2 protein-coding genes are annotated in these 1,571 nt (G+C 46.8%); both read left to right on the top strand.

Features of this window, described 5'->3' with window-relative positions:
• Positions 1-110: 110 nt before the first annotated feature.
• Positions 111-371, top strand: a complete 261-nt coding sequence (locus ABZJ92_RS21810) for a host-nuclease inhibitor Gam family protein (protein WP_005135630.1) — start codon at positions 111-113, stop codon at positions 369-371.
• A gap of 5 nt (positions 372-376) precedes the next feature.
• Positions 377-1,474: an AAA family ATPase gene (locus tag ABZJ92_RS21815; RefSeq protein WP_001173294.1), complete on the top strand. Its 1,098-nt coding sequence runs from the start codon at positions 377-379 to the stop codon at positions 1,472-1,474.
• Positions 1,475-1,571 lie beyond the last annotated feature (97 nt).

Here is a 1,571-nt window from a genome sequence, read left to right on the forward strand (position 1 = left end):
TTTTCTGCTCATTATTAGCTCCTTCTGATGCCATTCTATTTCAGGAAGGAGTGTCCGTTAAACTCAGGCTACCTCAGAGCGCTTATCCGATTTTTGATCGTATTGAAGAAATGGCATGGGCTCGTCACTACCAGCAGATCGTTCGTGAAGAAAAAGAAACGGAACTGGCGGACGACCTGGAAAAAGGTCTGCCTCAGCACCTGTTTGAATCGCTCTGCATCGACCATTTGCAACGCCACGGTGCCAATAAACAGGCAATCAGCCACGCATTTGATGATGATGTTGAGTTTCAGGAGCGCATGGCAGAACACATCCGGTACATGGCTGAAACCATTGCCCACCACCAGGTTGATATTGATTTGGAGGACTAAAATCTATGGCGCTTTTTCAACGAGCAATAAACACACAGGCCTATCTAAAAGCAGGAATTATGGGGTTTGCTGGCGACGGCAAAACCTACACAGCAAGCGAACTGGCTATTGGTCTGGTAATGCTTATGCGGCAACGGGGAATTGAAGCTGGTAACCGCCCGGTAATGTTTCTGGACACAGAAACAGGCTCTGACTGGGTTAAACCCCGCTTTGATGCGGAAAATATCGAATTATTTACGGCAAAAACCCGCTCGTTTGTTGATCTGCTTGAAGCCATTAATGAAGCGGAAAGCAGCGGTTCCGTAATGATCATCGACTCCATCAGTCACTTCTGGACCGGATTATGCGACGAGTATGCCAGACGCCGAAACCGTAAACGAGGACTGGAATTTTCAGACTGGGCGTGGCTCAAACAGGAGTGGCGACGCTTTACCGATCGATTTGTTAACAGTCAGGCGCACATTATTATGTGCGGGCGTGCAGGATATGAGTATGACTTTTTCGAAGGTGATGATGGCAAACGCCAGTTGGCAAAAACCGGTATAAAAATGAAAGCAGAAACAGAAACCGGTTATGAACCCTCCATCCGGATCCAGATGGAGAAGCAAATGAACATAGAAACCGGTCAGGTGTGGCGCACCGCCAGAATACTAAAAGATCGCTCCACCCGTATTGATGGACAGGTATTTTCAAACCCAACATTTAAAAACTTTCTTCCTCATATCGAGTCTCTTAACCTGGGAGGTGAACACCCCGGCATCGATACCTCACGGGATAACAGTGAATTATTTGCCAACGACGGTACACCGACATGGCTAAAAGAAAAGCGTGCAAAAGAAATCGCACTTGATGAAATTATCGAGTTGCTCAACAAGCACCATGGGGGCACCAGTAACGACGCCAAACGCGCAAAAGCTGATTTGCTGGAAAAAACATTCACCTCCCGCTCATGGGAAAGAATCAAAGGTATGGACTGGCCGACAATCAAAGCTGGTCGTAATGCACTATGGATTGAACTGGAAGGCGTTGAATATGCATTCCCGGATCCACAAACACAAAACGAAACGCAACAAGCAGGATACGATGAGAATATTCCGGTGTAAAACCAAGTGCATTTTGGGAATGAACCGCCCCGGGAATCCTGGAGACTAAACTTCCTGAGAAAGAGGTAAACAGGATGACTAAAAATACTCGTTTTTC

Source organism: Shigella sp. FJ200513, from assembly GCF_040495915.1.
Lineage (GTDB): Bacteria > Pseudomonadota > Gammaproteobacteria > Enterobacterales > Enterobacteriaceae > ECMA0423.